The organism is Paenibacillus pinihumi DSM 23905 = JCM 16419, from assembly GCF_000422505.1.
Lineage (GTDB): Bacteria > Bacillota > Bacilli > Paenibacillales > Paenibacillaceae > Paenibacillus_D > Paenibacillus_D pinihumi.
Genome location: NZ_KE383865.1, coordinates 413566 through 436190, shown reverse-complemented (window position 1 = coordinate 436190; position 22625 = coordinate 413566). Strand labels below are relative to the sequence as shown.

Genomic DNA, 22625 nt, shown 5'->3' with positions numbered 1-22625 from the left:
CCTCCCCCTGTCCCTGACTGGCAGCCTATTGGCCTATTCCACAGCGGACTGGACTTTCTCGGCGATTTGCTGCGGTGAGGAAGCGCCGATCAGCAGTTCCTGCACGCCTTGGTAAATGGTTTTCACCAGAGCCGGCTTCAAACGAATATCGTACACCGGCGTATAGCTGATTCCTTCGAGCATTTTGCTGTATTCATTCGCCAGCGGGGACAGCTTGCTCTCATCATAATTGGCAACGTTGCGAGCCGGAATTTCACTGATTTCCTTCTGGGCAACCGCAAATTTCTCACCGGAAAGTGCCTTGATCAGCTCAATCGCAGCTTCCTTCTTCTCCCCTGTCAGCCGCGCATTGACGGCATAGGACCAGCCGCCTCCGCCTGCTACAGCATGTGCATCGCCCTTGCCGCCTTCAATTGCCGGGAAGAATGCCATTCCTGTATTAGCTGCAATGTCCTCTGGCGCTTCCCGGACAAGACGGGGCAGGAACCAGGAGCCGCTAATGTGCATGGCTGCTTCTTTGTTGTAGAACAACGCTTCCCCTTGTCCTTCATCAATGCTGTTAATATCCGGGTTGAACGCTTGAAGGTCGATCAGTTCCTTCATCGCTTCCAGCGCCTGAATGAATTCAGGGTCTGTAAACTTTCGCTCCCCGCTCTTCACCTCGTTGAACCAATTGGTACCCGTCACACGGTCAGCAAGTGTGCTGAATACGGTGGACCCGACAGGAACGCTGGAGCGGTTGCCCATTCCGATTGGCGTATAGCCTGCTTCCTTCAGTGTTGTAATGGCTTTCTTAAAATCTTCCCAGGCAGACGGGAATTCGTTAATACCGATTTCCTTGAAAATGGCTTTGTTATAGTAAATCGTATGAACCGCCGCCATCTTTACGGGAACACCATAAATTTGATTATCCACTTTGAAATCATCAAAAGCTCCGTCTACAAAATCATTGCTCCATGCGGTATCCTCCTTGATCACATTATCCCAAGGCGCTACATACCCTTTGGAAGCAAAGTCGAGAATCATCGATCCGTTCGCCATGAAAATATCCGGCAGCTCACCCGAGGCACCAAGCGTCGTCGTTCTGTCCCGGTAAGGATCATGTGCGACAGCTTCCTCTTTAATTTTGATGTTCGGGTGATCCGCTCTAAACTGGTTCAATGTATCGCCAAACAGAACATCAATATTATCCTTGGATACCCGGAAATGTCCGAAGGTGAGGCCGATGTCTCCCCCGCTATTTTCATCCGCACCTTTTGAAGCGCTTCCATTTGAGCCGCAGCCAGTCGTGGCGATGACAATCAAAGCCAAAACCGCTAACAGCGTGGATTGTATAAAGCGTTTTCTTTTCATTGGTGATATCCCCCTTGATGAAAGATTATTTGCTTACACGTGCAATGTTAAAGCATTTTTTCGACAGAGTCTTTGATATAAAGGACGATTTTTTAACAAAAACTACGATTCGGGAAAAGAAGAGAATGTGAATTTCTAAAATAGAACGATGCCGTAAGAGATGGGGATAATCTTGAGGGGGGGTGAGTTGGCAACAAAATAACCAGTCCCCGATTAATTATCGACGACTGGCTGCTTAAACTTGCAAGATGTTTTAATCCCGTCTTAAAAACAGGGGCAGTCCCCTTGCAGGCTCGTAGTGTTTTATGTGCTTGACTTCTGCAAATCCTGAATTAAAAGGGACATCGCTTCATATTCCAAGTTTTTCACTTTTTTAATATGTTCGACTATAGCTAGTTTATTTTTATATTGCTTTGTGATGATGTCTTTTAAGAATAGATTTCTTGCTTTCATAATATTATCAAAAACTTCATTGAAATTGTTTAAATGGTATGAACTTATGATTTCATTTTTACACAAATAAGTAATCAGACTTAATATATTCTTTTTGTGATCTGTAAGTATAGGTATGATTCTAAAATCGAAATTATCAATGTTATTTTCAATGTTGTTTTCAATGTTTTTTATAATGTCATTATACACCGAGATTCCAATACTTTTATAATTGATATCATTTATAAAGTGATGCTCATCGCTCCCGTAATTCAACTTATAATCAGCATTGTTTGTCGAATTTATATAATCTGAGAAAATAGAAATCAGGTGTGAAAGTGAACAGGAATTGGGAAAGCTCGTTGTAGTTCTCTCAAACACTTTGGCTCCCGACCACCAAAAACTATCTTCAATATATTGAGCATAACTTGCTTCAATCTCATAGAATGAAGCTTCTTGAAAAGAAAAAATACCATTAAAAAAGTCAGCAATATGAAATATGTCCCTTGAACGATCATAACCAAAGATAATTAAAGGATGCGGGAACGGGTGATCATAATTATGAACAGAAATATGTTTGCATTCGGTTACAAGGTATACATACTTGTTCTCATTAATGCAATCTATAATGAAAGTTGCAATATCCTTTTCAGCAAGTTGTTCCCTGCTAAAATGCTGCATTTTTATCCAAGGACAAGAATTAATGATGTAGCTGGTGGAGTAAAAATCAAAAAATGATATTCTATTCTCCTCCCAAATTGAAAACAATTGAATATAGTTGGCAAACACCCATTGGTCGCTAATATCATTTTGATCTAAAAATGAAAGAATAGCTGTATGATGCTGATATGAAGTAATTTCGGGTTTGATTACAGATATTTTTTTTATCAAATCCACACTGCCCTGCCCCCTAATATTTATTAACCTATCATTTAAAAATTTAGAGTCATAAATATATTTTATCACTCAAAGTTTCAATTTTCAATTTTTAGTATTTTTAAGTTTAATTAACTATATTTGAATATATTTTAAACAAACAAACCATAGATCAGGCTTCATGCCGCTATATCTCCAGTCTGGGCGGGCTATATATGCCCAACAAGTAAAAGGCCCCTTCGGGGGCCTGGGCCTTTGCAATTTTAAAAGCTAATTTATTCTCATAAAAGCCACTGTGTATTGATCTGAGCTGCTTGAGAATGTTTTCGCCTCAACTACAGCGTAAAAAGTAGCACCTGCAGGAACATAATAAGTAAATGCCAGTAATTGGCCAGGAGAATGTTCTTTAGGGTACAATGTCCCGTAGAGATGATTATTAAGCATCATTGTTGCACCAATAACGTAACTTGCATTGGATGGGGACTGGAAAACGACATTAATCGTTCTGGCTGCGCCAGTGTTATTCTCCCACTTGAACCAGTCTACATCATTAGCATTTGAAAGAAACAGATTAATGCCCTGACAACCTGTAAGTGGCGGACACATCGAGATCGGTATCGCCGTGTCTCTCGTATCTCCAATCCCCGTAATTGCAAAAGCCGATTGGGAAAATGACAACATGCAAATAACCATAACTGCGATAAATAGTTTCTTCAATTTCATGATTTATCCTCCGATTAGATTATTTGATGCCGGCCAGCGATCTATTACAATTTTGACATAAAAATACAATTATATTAATAGTCTAAATTACCTATTATTCACAAAAATATATATAAATAGTTTGAATTAGAACGTAAAATTCTTCCGGATTCAATTTTATAACCAAATTGCGATTTCATTTCATGCTGTCAGCAAACCTTGATTGCTTAAATGCTGCACGTTCTTTTGCTTCTAAAGCAAAAGCGCCCCACTCAATCAGGAGTGAGGCGTAATAGGATACCCTTTTGAAGATGGTAACGCTTATGTCATTCACTTGGTAAAAGTGATGGAGACATCTGCCTGTTGAAACTTCACGTTCCAGCCGTCTTTTACCATAACTGACGTGCCAATTTCTTTTTCATATTATTAATCATCATATGATTGTTGCCTATTGGGGAAATGGGGATTATCATTTGTTTCTTAGGAGCAGGCCGTTCAATAATATGGACAGACTGTGCAGCGCCTCGTTCAAGCTGCTCTCTGAGTGCTCTGAATTCGCCAGCCAAAAGACAGTGTTCGTTAATCCTCCGTTTATAAGCCGTGACAAGGAAGTACTGTCCGTCTTCGCAATGATACCGTCGTCCATTAATTGTTGAAGCATCCTGGCCATTGTTTCGAGGCAATTGGACTGCGACATTTGCGAGTAGGCATCGCCTAGTACCGCCGGAGCATCCCGGAGCATGATGCGCTGAATTTCAGGCTCCAGCGCCATTTCAACATATGCGCGACAGCGGCTGGTGAAGCTTTTCCAGTTGTCTATTATCGAGCCGGAAATATAATCCAGTTTCTGATCCATTTCAAGATCTATTTCTTCCACGACGGCAGCCAACAACCCTCTCTTATCGCCGAAATGATGGTAGAGTGCACCCCGAGTCAAATCTACAGAAGCTGTGAGCTCATCCATAGACGTGTTCGCATATCCGTCTGTCCCAAAGGCTTGTCTTGCAGCACCAATAAGCTTAGTGCGTGTCTCGGCAATCATGTCCATCCTGGCTTTGCGGGTCATGGGGATCCTCCTGGCCATTAATGTTGGCTTTCTTAGTTTTTTCACTCATTGACATACGCGACGTATGTGTAATATCATTTTATCTACATACGAATCGCATGTCAATGAGTACGCATAGAGTACGCATTGCTAAATAAGGAGGATCGTTAATGTTTAAGGCTTACCAGGATATTTTTACGCCACCAGGCTCGAAATTATTTTCGGCCGCTGCTTTTGTCGCCAGAATGCCGATTTCCATGACCGCCATCGGAATCGTCACCATGCTTTCCCAAGTACGAGGCGGCTACGGTCTTGCCGGGGCAATTGCCGCTGTATTCGCGCTGGCTACGGCCTTGATTGCACCGCAGTTATCAAGGCTGGTTGACCGGATGGGGCAATCCAAGATACTGCTGCCTGCCGCCGCAGTAAGTGCAACTGCTATTGGAGCTTTGTTGTTATGCTCGAGATTTGGCGCGCCGGATTGGACATTATTTGTATGTGCATTATTTGCCGGCTGCATGCCCAGCATGCCTGCCATGGTACGCGCCCGCTGGACCGAGCTGTACAGAGGATCACCGAAGTTACATACGGCTTTTTCCTTTGAATCAGTAGTCGACGAAATTTGCTTCATTATTGGTCCAATTTTGTCCGTGGGTCTTAGCGTGACCGTGTTCCCGGAAGCCGGCCCGTTGACCGCTATCATATTGCTGCTCATCGGTGTAACCCTCTTCACCATGCAAAAAAGCAGTGAGCCGGCCATTCGGCCACAGGTTGAGGGAAGAAGCGGCTCTGTCATCCGGCTCGGTTCCATTCGAATGCTTGCCTTTACATTTGTTGCTGTAGGCATCATTTTTGGTTCAGTTGATGTTGTGACCGTAGCTTTTGCGCAATACCAGGGGTATACAGTCGGAGCCAGCTATGTATTAGCTGTCTACGCAACCGGATCTTGCCTTGCAGGCTTGATATTTGGTCTGTTAAAAATCAAACTGCCGCTGCAGCGGCAGTTTATGATAGCTGTTGCGCTTATGACGCTGACACTGCTGCCGCTCCTGCTCGTAAACAACATGGTCAATCTGGCCATTACCGTATTCTTCTCCGGCTTGACGGTAGCCCCGACCATGATTATTACCATGGGACTGATTGAGAAGATCGTGCCCGAGCATCAGCTGACTGAAGGCATGACCTGGGCTACCACTGGCCTTGGAATCGGGGTCGCATCCGGATCGTCAGCAGCAGGCTGGGTCATTGATAACATTGGCGTACAAACCGGCTTTGCGGTCGCCGTTATCGCAGGTACATTTGCACTGGTCATCGCGTTATTAGGCTATAAAATATTATTCGCTGCCTTCAAGCCATCACCGGCAATAAAGCATTAACAGGCAATCGTTAATCCATATGCGAGCTATGGTGCCGCTTAACAGCCTCCACAGTGTAAAACGCACCCCTGAATACCATTGGATAAGCCGAATGCTTCTGCCCGATGTCCATTCCAGGAGTGCGTTTTAATATTAGAATCAGAGCTAATATTGAACTTATAGCCGCTAAATTAATCTTCAAGCTGTTCAACCGCAGAGGAAATGAACCTGCAAATAAAATTATTTATTTTCAGTTCTGTATAAATTCATGGTGTGATGCAAAAACTTTGTCCATTACTCAAACCGAATATAGGAGGAGTTATGATGAAGAAGCTCATCGCCATTACAGCAACATTGCTGCTCATCGCAGGCTGTTCCAGCACGAACCAGCCAATGAATATCAAACCGAACAGGGTAGAGACCAAATCCCGCCATACGGTACACAAAGCACAAACACATGTAACTCAAGCCTCTTCGACTGCACTGCCAAATTCGGGGAAATCCTCAGTGAGAATGAAAGAGGTCCCAGGTGGCGGCAATCCGCTGGATTTGTTAATTGGCGGTGATGGTTTGGGGGGTGTGCCTGGCACAATAAATCCGGCTGTTCCTAATGCTCCTGCCGCTCCGAATGTTCCGGGCACACCAGCGAAACAACCGGCCAATCAAACGGACAATACAAACCAGACAGCCGGTTCCTCCGCATTCGTTCAGCAAGTGCTGGATTTGGTTAATCAGGAGCGTTCCAAAGCCGGACTTAACTCCTTATCTACAGACAACAAGTTGGACAAAGTAGCCTTGGATAAAGCCAAAGATTTGTACGACAACAATTATTTTGATCACCAGTCTCCAACCTATGGCTCCCCGTTCGATATGATGAAGTCTTATGGGGTCAATTACAATACAGCCGGGGAAAACATTGCCAAAGGACAAACAAGTCCACAGGAAGTAATGAGCCAATGGATGAACAGCCCGGGACACCGTGCCAACATTCTAAACAACACATTCAAAAACATCGGCATCGGTTATTACAACAATACATGGGTTCAGGAATTTACGGGCTGATATATAGGCTGAAAAGCTGCTACAAAAAAACACGCTGCTTGAGCGTGTTTTTTGCTTGGACGTTTAATTTGTAAAGATACTGCTAGACAACTCCCTCCATTAATAGTTGACTTAATCAAATAATAATTTGACATAGTCAACTATTTTTATTATATTGATATCATTCCTAAAAATTAAGGAGGCTCATATGAATTCTGAAACGACTACATTCATACACACTGTCCGAAAATTCAACCGGTTCTATACCAATATTCTGGGGTTGCTGGATAGCCATTTACTCCATAGTGATTTTTCGCTATCTGAGGCGAGAGTGCTTTATGAAATTGAGAATACGGAGAAATGCACGGCCAAGAAGCTGATTGACAAGCTTCATATCGACGCCGGTTATATGAGCCGGATTATTAAGCGATTTGAAAAACAAGAGCTCACATACCGGCTACAGTCGGAGGAAGACGGCAGGCTCTATTACCTGCATTTGACTGAGCATGGAAAGGAGGCCCTTGCTGCACTGGACGCGCTTTCGAACGACCAAATTCGCACGTTGATGAGCACGCTGTCTGAACAAGATAAGACCGCTCTTGCGAAGAGCATGACTTCCATTGAAAAGGTTCTGTCGAGCCATAACGGCAAAGTTCACAATGTTCACATTCGCCACGATCTGAAGCCGGGAGACGCAGGAACTCTAATCAGCCTGCATGGTTCCATATACGCCAAGGAATGTGGCTATAATCATATATTTGAAGGCTACGTCTGCCAAACGTTTTATGAATTTTTCACCCGGTACAATCCGGATAAGGACCGGATTTGGCTTGCTGAATTGAACGGAGAGATCATTGGCGCGATTGCGGTCATCAGCCAGGCCACTCAAAAGGCGCAGATCCGATGGTTTATTCTGCATCCCGACTACCGGGGGATCGGGCTTGGGAAGACGCTTCTCGAGGGGGCTTTGCAATATTGCAAAGATAAAGGCTACAATCAAGTATTTCTGGAGACGACAGAAGATCAGGAAGCCGCAATTCGAATGTATCAAAAAGCGGGCTTCACGAAGATCTCCGAACATCGGAATCATGCATGGGGCGTGGATCATGTAGAGCAAGTCTATGAGCTTAATTTGACTTCATAATGCGACCGGGCTATACGAAAGCCCAAATCATCAATACGAAACGTCGGGTGGCTGCGACGGCGGCAGGTCGCTCCGCATCCCCTGGCCTCTTCCGCCCAGCTCCCGCCGCGAAATATCCGGTAAGAGCCATACACCCTAACATCATATAAATCCCAGCACCATTCCCACACATTCCCCAGCATATCGTAGAGCCCCCACGGATTCGGCTGCTTTTGACCTGCCTCTTGTGCCCCGCCCCCGGAGTTGCCATCATACCAGGCGATTTCATCAAGCTCGCCGTAGCGGTAGCCGCCTGTTCCTGCTTTACATGCGTACTGCCACTCCGCTTCTGTGGGCAGACGGTAGCCGTCAGCGTCCCTGTCCCAGAGAACATGTTCGTCTTCATCGCTGATGATATAACATTCCTTGAAGCCTGATTGCCGGGAAAACAAGTTGCAAAAGCGGATCGCGTCGATCCAGGAGACGTCCACTGCCGGAATTCGGGACTGATCTGCAGATGGAATTACGCCTTGCATAATGAAGTCATAAAGTGTCTGTGTCACCGGTACCGGTGACAGTAAAAATGAATTCACCTGCGCCTTCCATGCGGTCTTGACCCGATCATCCCGTAAATCGACTTCCCCTGCTTGAATCGGTACCATTGGATAATCTGTATCCTGCTGCTGTATGTTGGACATCTGTGTTGCCCCTGCTTTCACCTCGATTATACTCCGCCTAACTTTTCGACCGCCTGCTGCTCAGTCGGCAAGAAGAAGATATCCTTCCCGTTATTGGACTCATAAATGAAGTCCTTCAAGCTTTTGCTTGTATATGCCGAGAAGTCTCCAACAATAGCAGCCTTCACCTGATAATTGACGAACTTCTGAAGAATTTCACCGGCAAGCCGTGTTTTCAGGTCGAAAAAGCTTTCGCTTAACAGTGACTTATGCAGTACAATACGGTCGCAGTCCACTTCATATCGTACAGTTGCCATCAAGTCCAAGGCAGATTGGACATCCTCAATCAGAATGTCGCTGCCGCTTACAACCGCAATTGTCTTGCCCTTATTTTCTACCTTTGAAATGTTCATCTTTACCCTCCTAAAATTCAGTTGAGAATCGGCCTACATACTCCTCACATATGTACCGGTTATCCTCGCCATGCACCGGCGGTACATTTGCTACTCTAAAAAAGCTCAGCCCAACAACCATTGCCAGCAGTCCGTATGCCGCGCTTCTGGGATCTTGTACGGACATTGTTCCCGTCATGTTGCCGTAGCCGAAAATTTTGGCTATGCCCTCCAGGTCGGCTGTATAACTCGCGGATACGACCTCCTGCAAATTCCGGTCCAGCGCGGCCTTGGAGAAAAATTGCAAAAACAGTCTTGCCTGATCCTCATGCGGGATAAACATATTCTCAATTCCATCAAGCTGAGAGACATTAATGCGATTCCCGGTATCCTTCTGATAGGGCGGCAAAATATGTTGCAACGTGATGTCCATCATTTCCGAAGGCTTCATCGTCGTTTTAATTTCAGATTGAATCTTCAGCCCGTAATAAGCCATGAAGGCCTTGAAGGCTTCGATCGTCAGCTGATCCTTGTTCTTGTAATAGTAAGTGACTACTCCCTTGGAGCAATCAGCATGTTCAGCTACCTTATCCAGCGTCATGCCATCAATCCCGTAAAGGCTAATACAGGTTAAAGTAGCGTTGATTACATCTGCCCGGCGTTTTGGCTCCATCCCTAACTTGGGCATTCATTCACCTCTTTATTTATACTGTCCAGTCGGAATAAATAAAATGTAAACCATTCTTTATCATTCTGTCAATGAAGAATTACTATTATGCGTCTAAATATCCCACCCCAAACCTATTCCCTCTTGAAATTGGCCACAATCAAAAAGAGGGTAACCAGCGATAGCCGGTTACCCTCTTGCCGAAATCTTTATATCATTTTAAGAACAACGTTCCCTTTTTTGTGCCTTTGGTCTACATACCTGTGAGCCTCGCGGACTTGCTCCATCGGATAGGCTCTGTCGATGACGGCTTTTAGTTCGCCGGCCTCCATCAGCTTTTTAATAAACGTGACGTCCTCAACACGTTCCTTGACAATCCCCTGCCCATTCACGGTCAGGAATACACCGTCTTGTGCGAGCGCCTTTTTACAGCGGGATTTGGATATTTTCCCGACCGCATCAAAAATAATATCATACTTCTTGCCGCTCTCTGTGAAGTCCTCTTTCTTGTAGTCCATGACATCATCTGCTCCGAGCGACTTCACCAGCTCCACATTTGCCGTACTGCATACGCCTGTCACTTCCGTGCCGTAGTGCTTGGCAATCTGGACTGCAGAACTCCCTGACGCTCCGGAAGCTCCAAAGATTAACACCTTCAGCCCCGGACGGATATTCCCTTTTCTAAAAAAGTGCAGTGCCGTCGTTCCTCCAAACAAAACTGCCGCGGCTTCCTCATAACTGACATTAGAAGGCTTGATCGATATCATGCCATCCTCAGGCAGACAAATATATTCCGCATAAGCACCAAGGCGCATTCCATTGAAGGCAAACACCGGGTCCCCTTTTTCATACCGCGTTACGTTCTTGCCCACCGCCTCCACTACCCCGGATAATTCGGTTCCGAGTACCGGCTGTCTTGGCCGGGTAAAACCGAGTATGATGCGCATCGGAAGCCGGTACAGAACCGGACCTTTAGCAGCGCGAATGGTGACATCCCCGGATGTGACCGTTGTCGCATGTATTTTGATTAATACTTCATTATCTTTGGGAACAGGCTGGGCTATTTCGTGAATCTCCAGAACTTCTGGTGCGCCGTATTTGGTGCATATGATTGCTTTCATGGGGTTTCCTCCAAACACGTATTTGCAATTAGTATAGCTTTGCCTGCACCTTGGAGGTAGATACTAAAGTATGTTTTTCAAATAGCCGTACTTTACAGCAAATTCAGGCTGCGGGCCAATGCGACGGCTTCCGTGCGCCGCTTGACCTGGAGTTTGTCAAACAAATTGCGGTTGTACCCTTTGACAGTGCTTAAGGCGAGGAAAAGCTTCTCACTGATTTCACGGTTGGAGAGTCCCTCCGCAATCAGGCGCAGTATTTCCAGTTCCCTCTCACTGAGCGGCTCCATAAGCCCGCCCGCAGCCTTTGGCTGCTGCATGCCAGAGCGGCGTTCCTGACCCCCGTTTAATTGTCCCGTCTGAAATGCGGTCAGGAGTTGATTGACATAACCCTGTAAGTCCGCAGGGACAGCAATGTCCCGCAACAATCGGCCCATCTCTTGGCCTTCGTCTACAAAAATCCTCAGGAAGCCTCCTGGCATCGCTTCCTCAAGCGCGTCCGCCAGCAGATGCGAACTTTGCGGCTTTCTGCCGCCGGCATGAAGGGCACGCGCAAACAGTGCCTTCACTCTCAACTGTTCATCCGCCAGCCCCTTTGCTTTTGTTTGGGCAAGACATAATTCCAAGATCGTGATCGCTTCCGCGAAGCTTCCTTCGGCCAGACTTACCCGTGCCTGGCTGACAGGCAGCCCATGCTTCTGTGCCAAATGGGATGCTGTCTCCAATTTGCCTTGATGAAGCAGAAGCTGTACATGCACGGATGCGATAACCGGCTGCTGATGAACAAAGTGCTGCTGCTCCGCTATTCGCTTTGCATTGTCCAGTAAGGCTGCTGCCTCCTGCACCTCACCTTGGGCAAGCTGTATTCTTGACAAAAGCACTTCACCTGCAACTACCCGATCTGTCTGCTCGAACTGGCCGGCCAGCCGGATCGATTGCTCCGTGTAACGTCTGGAAGCATCAAGATCATTCCATTCGTATGAAATCCGTGCCAGTCCCAAATACGCTTCGCAAGCGACCGGCAGCGGCGGATCGCCAGCCAGCTTCAACACATGCTGATATGTATCCGCAGCTTGATGAAGCTTGTTGTCAGACTCTTGCATTTGGGCCACGCCGAGTGTGGACATGATCATAATGATGACATGTCCGATCCGCCGGCTGTTTGACAAGGCCTCCGCATAGGCCTTCGCTGCTGCTTCCCTGTCTCCCTGCAATTGATAGGCATACCCGAGAGCCCAGACTGTAGCCGTGCGTACTGGCAAATTATCCGGATTCAAATCGTCCAGAGCGCGGGAAGCTTCAGCGCGGATTACTTCTGCGTCATGCCTGCTGACAGCCAGGACAGCGCGAATTGAAGCAATATGTCCGATCAGATCACGATCATGCGCTGCAACCGTGGCATCGCGATATCGGCCGCCTTTCAAAGCTTTCTCGGCAGCTTGCAGCTTTTGCTCGACGTTGCCCAATTGGCTGACCAGCAGCAATGCAGCAGCATGCATGACGGACAATGAGGGCCTCTCTTCCAGCTCCTCCTGGGACAGTGTATCCAGCCAATTCAGAACAGGCGCAGCCGCTCCCCGGAAAATGAGAGGCATTCCCTCTCCTTCCGCCAGCCTCGCTGCACTCGCAATATCACGGGCAGCAGCAGCGTGCTGAAAGGCTTCGAGAATGAATCCGTTATTCTCATACCACCTGCTCGCACGAATGTGCAATTCCGCCTCAGTTGCAGGCAGGGCAGAACCCCGGCTCAGCCGTGTACGCAGCAAACCGGCAAACAGATGGTGATAGCGATACCAGCGCCGCTCATTATCGAGCGGAACAATAAATAAATTGGCCTGGTCCAGGTACTCAAGCATGCTTTGTCCGGAATCCCCGGCCTTGCCAGTTGCATTATGACCAATGACTGCATCACAAAGAGGAGCGCACATGCTCTCCAGAATGGAAGTTTGCAGCAGGAACGCTTGTACATTCTCCGGCTGCTGATGAAGCACTTCTTCGATCAGGTAATCGAGAACAAGACGGTGACTGCCGTTAAATTCGCGAATGAACCCGGCTGTATCCTGCTGACCCTGGATGGATAGCGCAGCCAGCTGCAAACCGGCAATCCAGCCCTCGGTACGGGATTCAAGAAGCGCAATATCCTCTTCACCAAGGTTCAGACCCATGACCCGCCCCAGAAACTCAGCAGCTTCGGATGTTGTAAACCGCAGGTCTTCGGTGCGAATCTCGGTGAGCTGATTGCGGACACGCAACCGGGGAATGGGCAGCTTGGAATCTTCACGTGTGGTGATGACCAGATGCATCCGGGACGGCATCCGGTCAAGCAGGAAACCCAAGACAGCATCCATCTGGCCGTTCAAAACATGGTAATCATCCAGCACGAGTATGAATTTATGCTCAGCAGCAGCAATTTTATTCAAAATCGCCGCAAGAACAGGTTCCAACGGCAGAGGCTGGGCGGACTGCAGCATATTCGTCAATCCTTCGCCTGTATCCACACCGATAGTCTGCAGTGCGGCACATAAGTATGTCAGAAATCTCGCCGGATCACGCTCCCCCTCCTCCAGCGAAATCCAGGCTGCCGGAAGCGGGCAAGCAGTAAGCCATTCACTGACAAGCGTCGTTTTACCGCAGCCCGCAGAAGCTGAAATAAGCGTAAGCCTGCGCTCTTTCCCCGCATCCATCAGTCCGGTCAGCCGGGGACGGGACACCATTTTGGGGCGGGGCTGCGGGATATATAGTTTGGTCCACATAATTGGCATCATCATACAACAATTATAATTTTCACCTCAGAAACGCGTCAATTGGAGTTTCATCTATTATGTACTTATGTGAATGACTCAAATCTGTAAAATTAACCTGAATGTATTCTCTTTTACTTGACTGATAAAGTGATACAATTGGATAATGGATATTTTAGAATAACGATTAGGGAGCATTCAACAAGTGCGCATACATCCAATTTATTTTTTACGAATAACAGGTCTCTTGGACGGGATTTCATTGCTGGTCTTGCTGGGCATCGCCATGCCCTTGAAATATGTTTGGGGGTTCGAAAAGGCGGTCACGATTGTAGGCAGTATTCACGGGGGAATCTTTTGCCTGTATGCAGCTGCGATTCTGTACGCGGCTGTGCGGGTCAAATGGAATCTCCTATGGCCTGCGGCGGCAGTTGCAGCGGCTTTTGTACCATTTGCCAACTTTGTACTCGACTGGAGACTCAAGAAAGTTCAGGACCGGTTGGAGATCAAACCTTTCAACTATGCCCTGCTCGTTTACAGCATTGTGTTTTTCTCGTTCTTTGATTTATTCTCGCAGCTGCCGGTCATGAGTACGTTCGCCGCATCCGTCGGAGCAAGCTCCTTCATTGTCGGTTTTGTCATTGGACTGTATTCCTTGGCAAATACGCTTGGCAATATTATTTCCGGAATTATTACGGACAAGAGCGGCCCTTTTAAAATTTTGATGGCCGGACTGTTCTTATCCAGCATTGCCCTGCTTTTGTACCGATTCGTTGACCAGCCAACCATGCTCATTTTTGTTAGGATCTTCCACGGCTTTGTTGCCGGATTAATTGTTCCTGCTGCCTTTACTTTCTCTGCAAATACAACGAAAAAGGACCAGCAAGGCAAAAAAGTTGCCTTCACCGGTTCCTTTGTCGGACTGGCCGCGATTGTCGGCCCGGCGTTCAGCGGCATTATGGCGAGCAGAACTTCTGTGCCTTTTGTATTTACATGTGTGGCCGTCGTCGGATTTTTACTGACTGTGCTCGCAGCCGTATTTTTCAGGACATTCAAAATACCAAAAAAAGAGAAGCAGGCCGGAAATGTTCCGTCCACTGGCTCCATCTTCAATTCAGGTGTACGCAAAGCATATGCCGGCGCGTTCTTCCTGATGTTCTCTCAGGGCGTCATCGCCTATTTGCTGCCCTTGCATGTGCAGACGCTCGGCTATGATTCCCGGTTAAGCGGCACGCTGATGAGCACATTTGGCATTATTGCCGTTCTCATCTTCGCGCTTCCGACGAACCGGATTTTTGACCGTGTCGCACCAGCCCGGACGCTGTCGCTCGGGATTGGACTGATGGGCATCAGCCAGCTGCTGATCAGCCAGTCCTCGACCACATTGACGCTTTACCTGGTGCTTGGGTTGTACGGCGTCGGCTTTGCCTTCTTGTTCCCGTCAATTAATACACTGCTGATCAAATCTACACCAGCGGAACTGCGGGGGAAAGCCTACGGTTACTTCTATGCGGTTTTCTCGCTCGGCGTGGTGGCAGGATCTTCCCTGCTGGGTTGGCTGTCTTTCACAATTATTGAGGGGTTCTTATTCACTGGCCTCATTCTCCTTGCTTTCTCAGCCTTCGTCGCTTTCAGCAAACAAGAGCAGCATGCATTGGATGCCTGATGCACTGGCTGGCGATCACGGTGTGTATGGCAGGGCTGTTCAGGACAGTCTTATGAGAATCTTATCCATGCTTCATGATGAATAAAAAATGGCGACACAGAAGCTGCTTCTGTGTCGCCATTCTTATTATTAATTTATTAATTGTGAAAATTCGTACCGTCTGTTACAGCCTGCACATAACCAGTACGGACTACAAAATCACCAAAATGTTCCCCGCCGTCACGTTCTGCCGCATAGCGGTTAATCATCGGCTTAAGCGTATCAATAATCTCATCTTCGCCGATATTCTCGCGGTACAGCTTGCTCAGACGGTCGCCGGAGAAACCTGCACCCATATACATATTGTACTTGCCTGGCGATTTCCCGATAAACGCGATCTCGCCCAGCGCAGGACGTGCGCAGCCGTTCGGGCAGCCTGTCATGCGGATATTGATTTCCTCATCGCGCAGACCCGCTTCTTCCAGAATCGGCTCCAGCTTATCGATCAGTGTCGGCAAATACCGCTCTGCCTCAGCCATTGCCAGACCGCAGGTCGGCAGCGCTACGCAGGACAGCGCGCTGCGGCGAAGTGCTGAGTATTGGGTACCTTCGACAATACCATATCCCTGCAGAAGAGCAGCAATCTTCGTCTTCTTCTGGCTGGTTACGTTCGCAATCATCAGATTCTGATTAGCCGTCAAGCGGAAATCTCCGGTATGAATCTTCGCGATTTCACGCAACGCCGTTTTCAGCGGATAGCCTTCTGTATCTGCAATCCGTCCACTCTGGACGTAGAGCGTCAGATTCCATCTGCCATCCTTGCCCTTGATCCAGCCGTAGCGGTCACCCGTATGATCGAAAGTGAATTCACGCGCAGGCTCAAGCTCCCAGCCCAGACGTTCATGGAGCTCATCTACAAACCAATCCAGACCGTGACGGTCAATCGTATATTTGAAGCGGGCATATTTCCGTACAGAACGGTTGCCGTAATCACGCTGAATCGTAACAGTCTTCTCCGCTACATCCAGAATGCGGTCCGGCGTTACAAAGCCGATCACCTTGGCAAGCTGCGGATAGGTCGCGGTATCTCCGTGTGTCATCCCCATGCCGCCGCCGACACTGACATTGAAGCCGACCAGCTTGCCACCCTCTACGATTGCGATATAGCCAAGATCCTGCGAGTATACGTCCACATCATTCGATGGTGGTACTGCAATGCCGATCTTGAATTTACGCGGCAGATACACAGGGCCGTAAATGGGTTCTACTTCAGCTGTTTGGCCATTTTGCTCCAGGCTGTCTACCACCTTCTCGCCGTCCAGCCAGATTTCATGATAGGCAGGGGTTTTAGGCGCCAGATGTGTAGTCAACTGCTGCGACCAGTGAAAAACCTCGCTGTGAATCTCGGACTGGTAAGGATTCGGGTTGCACATTACGTTTCGGCTGACGTCGCCGCAAGCAGCCAGCGTTGTAAGCAGCGCCTCATTAATTTCCTGAATCGTTTTTTTCAGATTCCATTTCAGTACGCCGTGAAGCTGGAACGCCTGCCGGGTCGTAACACGAAGGCTTCCGGTGCCGTATTTCTCGGCCAGCTCATCCATTACGAGCCACTGCTCTGGTGTCGCTACGCCGCCAGGGGTCACGACACGGAGCATGAACTGGAAGTATGGCTCCAGCTTCTGCTTTTCCCGTTCGTTGCGGTAGTCACGGTCATCCTGCATGTAGCTGCCATGGAATTTCAGCAGCCGGTTGTCCAGCTCAGGCAGTCCGCCTGTTATCCGGTTAGACAAAGAATCTGTTAATGATCCGCGCAAATAATTGCTTTCTTTCTTCAAATGCTCCACGTCGCTCGGCGGTCCGCCGATTGGCTCTGCCTTATGGTTTTTTGCCATTGCTGTTAACTCCTTTGCCCGCATGATGAAGTCATGCTTATTGCCTCTATCCAAAGCGCACGCCTAACATTCGGCGCTATAAGTCCCTTAATATACATCCCGCTGGTAACGGCCTTGCTCCTGCAGCTCGGTCAGATACGCTGCCGCCCCTTCAGGGGATTTGCCGCCATGCTTCCCGATAATCTCCAGAAGCGCCGCCTGCACATCATGCGCCATATGCTTTTCGTCTCCGCAAACATATACGTGCGCGCCTTCCTGGAGCCACTTGTACAGCTCCTCGCTGTTCTCCAGCATCCGCTGCTGCACATAGACCTTCTCTTCCGTATCCCGGGAAAAAGCAACATCCAGCTTCGTCAGTACGCCGTCATTAAGCATACGCTGCCAGTCCGTCTGATACAGGAAGTCCGTTACGAAATGGCGGTCTCCGTAGAAGAGCCATGACTTCCCTGCCGCTCCAAGCTCCTCGCGATCCTCCAGGAAAGCCCGGAATGGCGCTACGCCTGTACCCGGACCAATCATAATGACCGGCGTGTCCGGATTGACCGGCGGCTTGAAGTTCGGGTTCTGCTGAATAAAGACCGGCAGCTTGCCGCCCGGCTCAAGCCGCTCTGAGGTGTATACCGAGCACACGCCCTTGCGTTCCCGTCCATGAGCCTCATATTCAACCTTGCGGATCGTCAAATGCACTTCATCTGGGTGTGAATTCAGACTGCTCGCGATGGAATACAGCCGCGGCGGAATTTTGCGAAGCACATTCGCCAGGTCTCCGGGACTAATCGTCCATGGCTCAAAATCGCGAAGCAGGTCGAGCAGATCGCGCCCTTTTACATAGGCTCTCAACTCATCTTTATTTTCCGGTTTTAACAGTTCGGCTAGCTTGGCATTTCCGCTGAACGCTGCCGCTTTTTCCAGCAGCGGCTTGGACAATACTGTAATCTCGTAATGGTGCAGCAGCGCTTCGCGAAGCGGGGAAGTCTCGCCTGCCTTGCCGGTTACTACAGCGTCAGCCGGATTCCATTTCAAGAACGAAATAATGTCATCCACCAAAGAAAGATCATTCTGCGGATATACACCAACGGCATCGCCAGGCGCATAAGACAGGCCTGATCCTTCAAGCGACAGCTCCAGGTGGCGAGTCTCGCGATCGGAGCCTCTGCCGTTGAGATTGAGATTCTCCAGCACTTCAGCCATAAACGGGTTAGCCCGCGTATACACCGACTCCCCTTGAACCGTGGAAATGGAAGCATCAGCTCCGGCTGCAGCTTGCGGTGCGGATGAAGGTGCCGCGGCTGATGTTAATACGCCGGTTACGGCTGTCAGCCAGCCCGCTGCAGCATCTTCAAAATCGACATCGCAATCGACGCGATCTACGATCCGTTCTGCGCCAAGCTCGGCAAGCCGGGCATCAAAATCCTGACCCGTCTTGCAGAAAAACTCATACGAGGTATCGCCGAGAGCCAGTACTGAGAACTTCGTGCCCTCCAGCTTCGGCGCACGTTTGCTATGCAAAAACTCATAAAACGTCAATCCGTTATCCGGCGGGTCGCCTTCACCATGCGTACTGACGAGCACAAACAGGTAGCCTGCTTTTTTCAGGTTATTCGTTTTATATTGATTCATCGCCGACAACGTAACTTCGAAGCCCTCGCCCTTCAGCTTGTCGGACAAGCGCCCAGCCAGCCTCTGGGAATTGCCGGTCTGCGATCCAAACAATATGGTCGCGTCCCGCGGCCCTTGCGGTACAGCCGGAGCTGCGGCCGCAGGCGCTTCCAGTACAGCGTGGGGTACAGAACTTGCTTCAGGTACAGCTACAGCAGCGCCGCTGCCGCCTGCACGGTAAAAGGTTAAATATCCGCCGAGCCAATTAATTTGCGTTTCCGTCAATGTCGGGAGCAGCTTGTTGATTAATTCCGCCTGCTCGCTCGTAAACGGACTATTCGTCACTTGAAGTTGCAACAACATCCACCTCGCATCAATCGTTAGAAAATCCGACCACGTTACTTTGTTTTAATCTGTATTAATACTATCGCAGTCTCCTTCAAGGTTCAATATATTTCGTCGAGATTTGTCTATAAGAAATATTTAAAGATTTATTACTTTTCGTTATAAAGCTATGAAAGAGATATAAGTTACACGAATGATGCGAGAATTAAAACTATCCAAATCTTGCTCTCATACTGCTTCTTCATACAAATTGGTACTGATTGCGGTATGATTAGAATGAAAGCCTTATAATTTATAACAGGCTGAATAATAGCAAGCAAGTAACTAACCAAGGAGCAAAACGATGGACAAGACAATCAGGGAACAACTGCTGGAGCTGCAGGACGAGGGCTATCAAGCATTTACCTCCTCCCTCATTCCAAATACAAATAACATTTTAGGTGTCCGGCTTCCGGAGCTGCGCAAAATAGCAAAAAAAATAGCCCGCGAAGACTGGCGGACTTATCTTAAGCAGGCGGAGAATGATTATTTTGAAGAAACAATGCTGCAAGGCATGGTCATTGGCTACGTCAAAACGGATATCGAAGAACTCCTTCAGTATACGGCCGGCTTTGTTCCGAAAATTAATAACTGGTCCGTGTGCGACAGCTTCTGTATAAGTTTAAAATGGACAAAAACGAATAGGGACCGGGTATGGGATTTTATTCAACCCTATCTGGCATCGGACAAGGAATACGAAATTCGCTTTGGTGTCGTCATGCTGCTGGATTTTTATGTTGAGGAAGACTATTTGCCCCGGGTACTGGAGCTGCTGGACCGTATCAAGCATGAAGCCTACTATGTTAAAATGGCGGTCGCGTGGGCAATTTCGATCTGCTTCATCAAATTCCCCATTCAAACGATGGCCTATTTGAAAGCAAATTCGCTGGACAACTTCACCTTCAATAAAGCATTGCAAAAAATAACGGAATCCTACCGGATCGATCCGGAAACGAAACAGATAATTCGCAGCATGAAGCGGAAATAAGTAAAATGGGTCGCAGCATGTAACATCTCAGTTTCAATCTCATTTTGACAAATCCATAGATTCCGGTTAAATTAAAAGTAGTTAAGAGCTTAATTATTTCGGGATGTGATTGTATTGAAAGACTTACAGCATTATGTCTTGGACTTGCCTTTGCCTGCCCAGGTATTCTTCACTCTCGTGGAAACGACTGCCGCATTAGTGGACGTATCGGAAAAATACTGGCACGCTCAAGGGTTAAACGGGGCACGAATCCGGATATTAGCCGAACTGATGAAAGAAGGCGGAACGCTGCTGCCTTCCAAGCTTGCCCAAAAAATCGGGGTTACCAAAGCCAACATCAGCCTGCTGCTTATCCCGCTGGAAAAGGACGGTTTCATTCGCCGGGACACACATCCTACGGACGGACGAAAATCAGTCATCACTATTACAAAAGAAGGACAAAGCCTGCTGCTTCAGCATCTGCCCGCTAACCGTCAGCAAATAGCTCAAAAATTGCAGGCACTGGATGAGCAGGAACTGCATCAGCTTCTTGCTTTGCTGCAAAAATTAAAACATGGATAGATGCATTTTTTTATGCTTTTAGTTAAGTGCTTAACTAATTTTTAGAGGAGGATCCCCCTATGTCTATCGCCATTACCGGAGCCAACGGCAAATTGGGCCGTCTGATTATAGAACAGTTGCAGAAGGTGATTCCTGCCGGGCAAATCATTGCTTGTGTCCGCAATCTGGAGGCCGGGAACGAATTAGCTGCACAGGGAATTGAAGTACGCAAGTGCGATTACGACCAGCCGGATTCTATCGGGCAAGCTTTTGCCGGGGTTTCCCGGCTGCTGCTTATTTCAAGCCCTGATCCGGATGATACTGTCCGGCTGCGGCAGCATGCCCATATGATCGAAGCAGCGAAAAGAGCTGCCGTCAGCCACTTGCTCTATACCGGCTTCGCCTTCTCTGAAAATAGTGATATTCCACTGACTCATCTGCATTTGGCAACCGAGCACGCGATTCGCACCACCGGAATTCCGCACACGTTCCTTCGTAACGGTCTGTATATGGATGTTCTCGGGGTACTTAACCTAAAGGATGCTATTTCGGACGGTACCCTTACCGTCCCCCCCGGTGGTTGGACATTCAATGCGGTTAACCGTCATGATCTCGCCGCTGCAACAGCAGCGGTCTTGGCAAGTGAAAGCCATCACAACAAAACCTATGAGCTCGTTGCTCCCGTTTCCTTTACATTTAACGAGGTCGTTTCGGCACTTACGGAACTTGCGGGCAAATCAGTCTCCCTGCGCGAAATCGATGAGGCCACGCATTGGATTTACAGTTTTCTAAAAAAAGTTGATACGACTTCAACGTCTGGAGATCTGGAACGATTAATGGGTCGCCCGGCTACTTCGCTTACTGAGAGTCTTAGGGTATTTCTGGGAATATAGCATTAGGCATGAGGTGTAGTGTAGTGTAGTGTAATTTTACAAAATTAAAGCTCCAAAAATGGTATAATAAAATAAAACGGAGTTGATTACTTGATGCCGGACTTACTCGACCCGCGAAACGATTTCGTCTTTAAACGAATTTTTGGCAGTGAAGATAATAAAGATGTACTTTTGTCTTTCCTTAATCGTACGTTTGCGGAGTCCGGTGAAGCTCCCCTGATTGAAATTGTTCTGCTTAATCCCTATACCGATAAAAATTCACCGCTTGATAAGCAATCCATTTTTGATATTTCAGCCAAAACTGCCGAGGGCAAACTCATCAACATTGAAATGCAGCTATTTAATAAATATGATATTGAGAAACGAACACTTTATTACTGGAGCAAGCGCTATTCTAGCCAACTGCAAGAGGGGCAGTCCTATAAAGAGTTGAAAAAATGCGTAACCATTAATATTTTAAATTATTCGTTTATTTCAAATGATCGTTATCATAATGTGTTTCATCTTAGGGAAGACCATACCGGTATTGAACTAAGCGATGATATCGAAGTCCATTTTTTGGAGCTGACCAAGCTGGATGACCGTTCAATTCCGTTAGAAGGCGGCTTAATCAATTGGCTGCTTTTCTTAAAAGGAGCAGACAAGACGAATTGGGAGGTGCTGAAGATGAATGAACCAACATTGAAAAAAGCTATGGATACACTGGAATTTTTGAGTCAGGACAGAGAAGCAAGGCGATTGTATGAAGAACGTCAAAAATATTTGCATGATGAAGCTTCAATGATTGAATGGGCTACTGAGAAAGGGATGCAAAAAGGAATAGAAAAGGGAATTGAGAAAGGAATTGAGAAAGGCCAGGCTATAGGAGAACAGAAAAAAGCAATTGAAATTGCCAAAAACATGCTTGGCATGGGAATAGAAATCCCGGTTATCTCCAAAGCAAGCGGCCTATCGGAAGCAGAGATCAAAAAATTAAAGATGAGCCCATAAATAATTGGGCTATGAACGTCTACAAACTAAAAAAAATCGCGTTGCCTCTCGTAAGGCAATGCGATTTTTTTTATCTAGTTGCCGTACCAATTTAGTCAGCCGTCAGAGCGGCACTGAAGCGCTGGAAATGACCGCCTAAATACGATGAAGCCTGAAGTTCAGAAGCCATACC

At 47.5% G+C, this 22625-nt stretch carries 19 protein-coding genes; 8 read left to right on the top strand and 11 right to left on the bottom strand.

Annotation, left to right across the window (positions count from 1 at the left end):
- Window positions 1–33: 33 nt before the first annotated feature.
- The 4 genes from H583_RS0122220 to H583_RS0122205 all read right to left on the bottom strand — a co-directional run bounded on the left by H583_RS0122220 (window position 34) and on the right by H583_RS0122205 (window position 4429).
- Complete coding sequence (locus H583_RS0122220) at window positions 34–1353, bottom strand: ABC transporter substrate-binding protein (protein WP_028562390.1); 1320 nt, start codon at window positions 1351–1353, stop codon at window positions 34–36.
- Window positions 1354–1656: 303 nt separating this feature from the next.
- Entirely contained in the window at window positions 1657–2682 is a 1026-nt protein-coding gene (locus tag H583_RS0122215) for a cysteine peptidase family C39 domain-containing protein (protein ID WP_028562389.1), read from the bottom strand.
- 249 nt (window positions 2683–2931) lie between these two features.
- The gene (locus H583_RS35580; protein ID WP_051236838.1) at window positions 2932–3384 is read right to left on the bottom strand and encodes a hypothetical protein; all 453 of its coding nucleotides are present in this window, start codon (window positions 3382–3384) and stop codon (window positions 2932–2934) included.
- A 448-nt stretch (window positions 3385–3832) separates the two neighbouring features.
- Window positions 3833–4429 carry a TetR/AcrR family transcriptional regulator gene (locus H583_RS0122205; protein ID WP_028562388.1) on the bottom strand — a complete coding sequence of 199 codons (597 nt, stop codon included), beginning with the start codon at window positions 4427–4429 and terminating at the stop codon, window positions 3833–3835.
- Window positions 4430–4578: 149 nt separating this feature from the next.
- Between H583_RS0122205 and H583_RS0122200 the strand changes: the two genes are divergently transcribed.
- From H583_RS0122200 to H583_RS0122190, 3 genes are all read left to right on the top strand, one after another.
- Window positions 4579–5784 (top strand): MFS transporter, encoded by a 1206-nt coding sequence (locus H583_RS0122200; protein ID WP_028562387.1) that lies wholly within the window; start codon window positions 4579–4581, stop codon window positions 5782–5784.
- A gap of 300 nt (window positions 5785–6084) precedes the next feature.
- Window positions 6085–6825, top strand: a complete 741-nt coding sequence (locus H583_RS0122195; protein WP_425414539.1) for a CAP domain-containing protein — start codon at window positions 6085–6087, stop codon at window positions 6823–6825.
- Between the two features lie 187 nt (window positions 6826–7012).
- The gene (locus tag H583_RS0122190; protein ID WP_028562385.1) at window positions 7013–7948 is read left to right on the top strand and encodes a bifunctional helix-turn-helix transcriptional regulator/GNAT family N-acetyltransferase; all 936 of its coding nucleotides are present in this window, start codon (window positions 7013–7015) and stop codon (window positions 7946–7948) included.
- On the opposite strand, the gene H583_RS0122185 is transcribed toward H583_RS0122190, so the two are convergent.
- The 5 genes from H583_RS0122185 to H583_RS0122165 form a co-directional block, all read right to left on the bottom strand.
- The gene (locus H583_RS0122185; protein ID WP_036710485.1) at window positions 7924–8625 is read right to left on the bottom strand and encodes a formylglycine-generating enzyme family protein; all 702 of its coding nucleotides are present in this window, start codon (window positions 8623–8625) and stop codon (window positions 7924–7926) included. The two genes, H583_RS0122190 and H583_RS0122185, sit on opposite strands and share 25 nt — an antisense overlap.
- Window positions 8626–8651: 26 nt before the next feature.
- On the bottom strand, window positions 8652–9017 hold the full coding sequence (locus H583_RS0122180) for a DUF4180 domain-containing protein (protein WP_028562383.1): 366 nt from the start codon (window positions 9015–9017) through the stop codon (window positions 8652–8654).
- A 10-nt stretch (window positions 9018–9027) separates the two neighbouring features.
- Window positions 9028–9684 (bottom strand): TetR/AcrR family transcriptional regulator, encoded by a 657-nt coding sequence (locus H583_RS0122175; protein WP_028562382.1) that lies wholly within the window; start codon window positions 9682–9684, stop codon window positions 9028–9030.
- Between the two features lie 188 nt (window positions 9685–9872).
- A complete protein-coding gene (locus tag H583_RS0122170; protein ID WP_028562381.1) occupies window positions 9873–10784 on the bottom strand; it encodes an NAD(P)-dependent alcohol dehydrogenase in 912 nt (303 codons plus the stop codon).
- A 92-nt stretch (window positions 10785–10876) separates the two neighbouring features.
- Complete coding sequence (locus H583_RS0122165) at window positions 10877–13534, bottom strand: winged helix-turn-helix domain-containing protein (RefSeq protein WP_342663548.1); 2658 nt, start codon at window positions 13532–13534, stop codon at window positions 10877–10879.
- A gap of 193 nt (window positions 13535–13727) precedes the next feature.
- Here H583_RS0122165 and H583_RS0122160 point away from each other — a divergent pair, with 193 nt between their 5' ends.
- Window positions 13728–15188 carry an MFS transporter gene (locus tag H583_RS0122160; protein WP_028562379.1) on the top strand — a complete coding sequence of 487 codons (1461 nt, stop codon included), beginning with the start codon at window positions 13728–13730 and terminating at the stop codon, window positions 15186–15188.
- Between the two features lie 137 nt (window positions 15189–15325).
- Here H583_RS0122160 and cysI read toward each other — a convergent pair whose 3' ends face one another.
- Complete coding sequence (gene cysI, locus H583_RS0122155) at window positions 15326–17059, bottom strand: assimilatory sulfite reductase (NADPH) hemoprotein subunit (protein ID WP_028562378.1); 1734 nt, start codon at window positions 17057–17059, stop codon at window positions 15326–15328.
- Between the two features lie 87 nt (window positions 17060–17146).
- Window positions 17147–19015, bottom strand: a complete 1869-nt coding sequence (locus tag H583_RS0122150; protein ID WP_028562377.1) for an assimilatory sulfite reductase (NADPH) flavoprotein subunit — start codon at window positions 19013–19015, stop codon at window positions 17147–17149.
- A gap of 331 nt (window positions 19016–19346) precedes the next feature.
- Here H583_RS0122150 and H583_RS0122145 point away from each other — a divergent pair, with 331 nt between their 5' ends.
- The 4 genes from H583_RS0122145 (at window position 19347) to H583_RS0122130 (ending at window position 22453) form a co-directional block, all read left to right on the top strand.
- Window positions 19347–20030 (top strand): DNA alkylation repair protein, encoded by a 684-nt coding sequence (locus H583_RS0122145; protein ID WP_028562376.1) that lies wholly within the window; start codon window positions 19347–19349, stop codon window positions 20028–20030.
- 114 nt (window positions 20031–20144) lie between these two features.
- Window positions 20145–20591, top strand: coding sequence for a MarR family winged helix-turn-helix transcriptional regulator (locus H583_RS0122140; RefSeq protein ID WP_028562375.1), 447 nt, complete (start codon window positions 20145–20147; stop codon window positions 20589–20591).
- A gap of 59 nt (window positions 20592–20650) precedes the next feature.
- Window positions 20651–21463, top strand: coding sequence for an NmrA family NAD(P)-binding protein (locus H583_RS0122135; RefSeq protein ID WP_028562374.1), 813 nt, complete (start codon window positions 20651–20653; stop codon window positions 21461–21463).
- 93 nt (window positions 21464–21556) lie between these two features.
- On the top strand, window positions 21557–22453 hold the full coding sequence (locus H583_RS0122130; protein ID WP_028562373.1) for an Rpn family recombination-promoting nuclease/putative transposase: 897 nt from the start codon (window positions 21557–21559) through the stop codon (window positions 22451–22453).
- Window positions 22454–22625 lie beyond the last annotated feature (172 nt).

Excerpts from the sequence above, each read along its gene's own strand:
- H583_RS0122220 (WP_028562390.1), bottom strand. The coding sequence starts at position 1,353 with ATGAAAAGAAAACGCTTTATACAATCCACGCTGTTAGCGGTTTTGGCT.
- H583_RS35580 (WP_051236838.1), bottom strand. The coding sequence starts at position 3,384 with ATGAAATTGAAGAAACTATTTATCGCAGTTATGGTTATTTGCATGTTG.
- H583_RS0122205 (WP_028562388.1), bottom strand. The coding sequence starts at position 4,429 with ATGACCCGCAAAGCCAGGATGGACATGATTGCCGAGACACGCACTAAG.
- H583_RS0122200 (WP_028562387.1), top strand. The coding sequence starts at position 4,579 with ATGTTTAAGGCTTACCAGGATATTTTTACGCCACCAGGCTCGAAATTA.
- H583_RS0122195 (WP_425414539.1), top strand. The coding sequence starts at position 6,085 with ATGATGAAGAAGCTCATCGCCATTACAGCAACATTGCTGCTCATCGCA.
- H583_RS0122190 (WP_028562385.1), top strand. The coding sequence starts at position 7,013 with ATGAATTCTGAAACGACTACATTCATACACACTGTCCGAAAATTCAAC.
- H583_RS0122185 (WP_036710485.1), bottom strand. The coding sequence starts at position 8,625 with ATGTCCAACATACAGCAGCAGGATACAGATTATCCAATGGTACCGATT.
- H583_RS0122180 (WP_028562383.1), bottom strand. The coding sequence starts at position 9,017 with ATGAACATTTCAAAGGTAGAAAATAAGGGCAAGACAATTGCGGTTGTA.
- H583_RS0122175 (WP_028562382.1), bottom strand. The coding sequence starts at position 9,684 with ATGCCCAAGTTAGGGATGGAGCCAAAACGCCGGGCAGATGTAATCAAC.
- H583_RS0122170 (WP_028562381.1), bottom strand. The coding sequence starts at position 10,784 with ATGAAAGCAATCATATGCACCAAATACGGCGCACCAGAAGTTCTGGAG.
- H583_RS0122165 (WP_342663548.1), bottom strand. The coding sequence starts at position 13,534 with ATGTGGACCAAACTATATATCCCGCAGCCCCGCCCCAAAATGGTGTCC.
- cysI (WP_028562378.1), bottom strand. The coding sequence starts at position 17,059 with ATGGCAAAAAACCATAAGGCAGAGCCAATCGGCGGACCGCCGAGCGAC.
- H583_RS0122145 (WP_028562376.1), top strand. The coding sequence starts at position 19,347 with ATGGACAAGACAATCAGGGAACAACTGCTGGAGCTGCAGGACGAGGGC.
- H583_RS0122135 (WP_028562374.1), top strand. The coding sequence starts at position 20,651 with ATGTCTATCGCCATTACCGGAGCCAACGGCAAATTGGGCCGTCTGATT.
- H583_RS0122130 (WP_028562373.1), top strand. The coding sequence starts at position 21,557 with ATGCCGGACTTACTCGACCCGCGAAACGATTTCGTCTTTAAACGAATT.